This window comes from Streptomyces niveiscabiei, from assembly GCF_001419795.1.
Classification (GTDB): domain Bacteria; phylum Actinomycetota; class Actinomycetes; order Streptomycetales; family Streptomycetaceae; genus Streptomyces; species Streptomyces niveiscabiei.
In genome coordinates, this window is the sequence record NZ_LIRL01001141.1 from 1 (window position 1) to 2,716 (window position 2,716).

The 2,716-nt window shown below is 74.0% G+C and carries 1 protein-coding gene; it reads right to left on the reverse strand.

Annotated elements, in window-relative coordinates; translation table 11 throughout:
* A partial coding sequence (locus tag AOK24_RS41075) for an MXAN_6230/SCO0854 family RING domain-containing protein (RefSeq protein WP_055724998.1) occupies positions 1-2,412 on the reverse strand: 2,412 nt, incomplete at its 3' end.
* Positions 2,413-2,716: the final 304 nt, after the last annotated feature.

A 2,716-nucleotide genomic window follows, 5' to 3' on the forward strand; every position in this document is an offset into this window, starting at 1 on the left:
GTCCGCGTCGCCGACCGGCTCCTGACGGTCGGGCGCGTCCAGCACGCGTACGCGCGCGGCGAACGCCGTGGCCGACTCCCCGTCAGCGCACCGGTAGTGCCACAGCTCGTCGAGCGCCCCCGGCACCGGCGCCCGCCGGATCACCGTCACCTCCCGCGCACGCGCACACGCGTGCCACACCGTCAGGTCCCACAGCGTCGAGCGCCCCGACGCGAAGTACTGGTGCAGATCCCGGCCCGCCCGCGCGAGAGCCGTCGAGTGCCGGCCCACGCTGTGCAGCCCCTCGGACCCCGACAGATGCAGATCCACCCACAGGAACGTCCGCTCCTTGAGGTCCACCAGCATCGGGACGTGGATGCGCGAGTCCCCGGCCAGGTCGTACCGCTGGCGTACCGTCCGGGGGTCGTACGCCGCGCCGGCCGTCGTGGCCGTCGTGGGCAGGGTCATGAACCCGGCGAACGCGTCCAGGAGCTTCTCGAAGGGGATGTTGTTGAAGCTGAGGACGACCGGCAGCGCGTACCGCACGCCGTGCGCCCGCAGCGCACTCAGGTCCAGGTCGACGTACTCCGTCGCGCCGTCCGGCGCCGGAGCCGACGTCAGGTCGCCGGAGTGCACCGCCCAGCGCTCGCCGTGGACCAGGTTCGTGTAGTCGCACAGGCCGACCTGCTCCCAGCCCTCGTCGAACAGGGCGACCGACAGATCGAGGTCCACGCGCGTGCGCGCGGGCTCCGTCCAGTGCAGGAACAGCCGCAGGACCTCGCCCCGGGGCAGCGGCTGCGTGCTCCCGCGCGGCACCGACACCAGCGCCTTCGCGTCCGCGCGCTCCGCCGCCGGTACGGCGAGCCCGGCCAGCGCCGAGTCCACCACCGCCAGCTCCACGCGCGGGGCCGACGCGAGGCGCCGGACCGCCTCCGCCTCCAGCAGCGCGCACACCGCCCCTGTCACCGCCTCGGCGAGCGGCGGGCGCGTGTCGTCGACCGTGTACGCGTGCGTGACCTGACCGCGCGGGAAGAACACCCGGCGCGCGGCCGGAAGATGACGGACCCTCAGGCGCCCCAGGGCGGCCAGGAGAGGCGCGGGGCCCGCCTGGGGGAGGGCGGCGCGCAGGACGTCGGCGAAGTCGTCCGGGAGCGTGGGGAGGCCGTCCAGGCGCAGGACGTGGTCCAGGCGGCGCAGCAGCTCGCCGGGGCGTTCGGCGAGGAGGTCCAGGGCCGCGCGGGTGTCTCTGCCGGCCAGGGCCTCCTCCACGCGCGCGTGCCAGGTCGCCGCTCTCACGCGGGTGCCGTCGATCCGGACCTCGTGGGGGTGGGCGGTCGCGGTGCGCAGGACCTCCTCGCCGAGGTCCCCCGTCATCGGCGTGCCCCGCAGGACCGCGAAGGCGAGGGTCGCCCTGGGGTGCCGGGTGTGGTGTTCGAAGGGGTGCAGGGTCTCGGCCGCGCGCTTCCACGCCGTCGGGTGGCGCAGGACGTCCTCCACCAGGCGGGGGCAGCGCTCCAGGACGGCGAGCAGACGCCGGCGGAGCGCGCGCGGGAGCGAGCGCATCCTCGGCGGCTCGATCAGGTCCGCCTCTCCGCCGGACCACACGCACAGCAGCCGCAGCACGTCCGTAGCGGTCGTCAGATGCGCGTCCAGCAGCGGGAGAACGTCCTCACGGCGGCCCTGTGCGGCCAGCAGACGGCCCAGCACCAGTGCCTTGGTCTCCCGGACCGGCACATCCCGCGGGAACCACTCCACGCCCTTCGGAGCGTGCTCCAGCAGCACGCCGAGATCCTCCCGGTCCCGGGGCGGCAGCGGGGTGCGGCGGGCCAGGAGCGTCCGCAGTGCCGCGCCCGCGTCCGCGCGCGCGTCCCTGCCCAGCGCCAGCACCTTGAGCGGGCCCACGGCGGCCTCGTTCCGGTGCTGCGGGCGGGCCGGCCTCAGGAACGGGTCCGCCGCGTCGATCCTGCGGTGGCAGATCGGGCAGCCCGCGTAGTCGGCGCCGTCCCAGCACTCCCGGCACACCAGGTGCGCGCACGGGGACACCGGGTGCACACTCGCCACCGTTCCGCACAGGACGCAGGGCTGTTCCGGCCACTGGAGAAGCAGCGTGAAGACCCGGTCCACCCACAGCGCCTCCGTGTCCTCCGGCACCGACACCGGGAAGTTCCGGAACAGCGGCATGTGCGTGCGGTCCGCGCCGAGTTCTTCATCTATGCACGCGATCAACTCCCGCCCCGCCCTCGCCAGTCCGGCCGGCCCCAGCCAGGCCAGCGCCCCCCTCAACTCCCTGTCCGGCGCGAAACCCCGGTCCAGCAACTCGGCTTCCAGAGCTGTCATGCCGCCCGCCGTCGAAGGATCACCCGGGCGCGGGCCCGGCTGGTCGACGTAGACGGCCCGGAGGCGGCGCAGCAGGACGGAGGCGAGTTCGCTCAAGAGGGGTCCCCCGGGAAGGTGAGGTGAGAGGCGGGGGCGGAGAGGGGGTGCGCTAGGACTTTTCAGGAGTGAGAAGGAAGCACACCGGGGAGCCGCCCCCGTGGGGATGACGGTAGGGGGCAGGCAGGGGCGGGGCTACTGGTTTTTCCTCAGTCGAGGATCAGGCGGGGCGGGGAAATGAGGTCGGTGCCGAGGGTCTGCTTGCTGCGGTGGAGGCGGATGTCCAGGTGGGAGAGGGGTGCCAGGGGGGTGAGGTCGAGGTGGTGGCAGCCGGAGAACTCGATGAACGTGAGGCGGGGCAGTT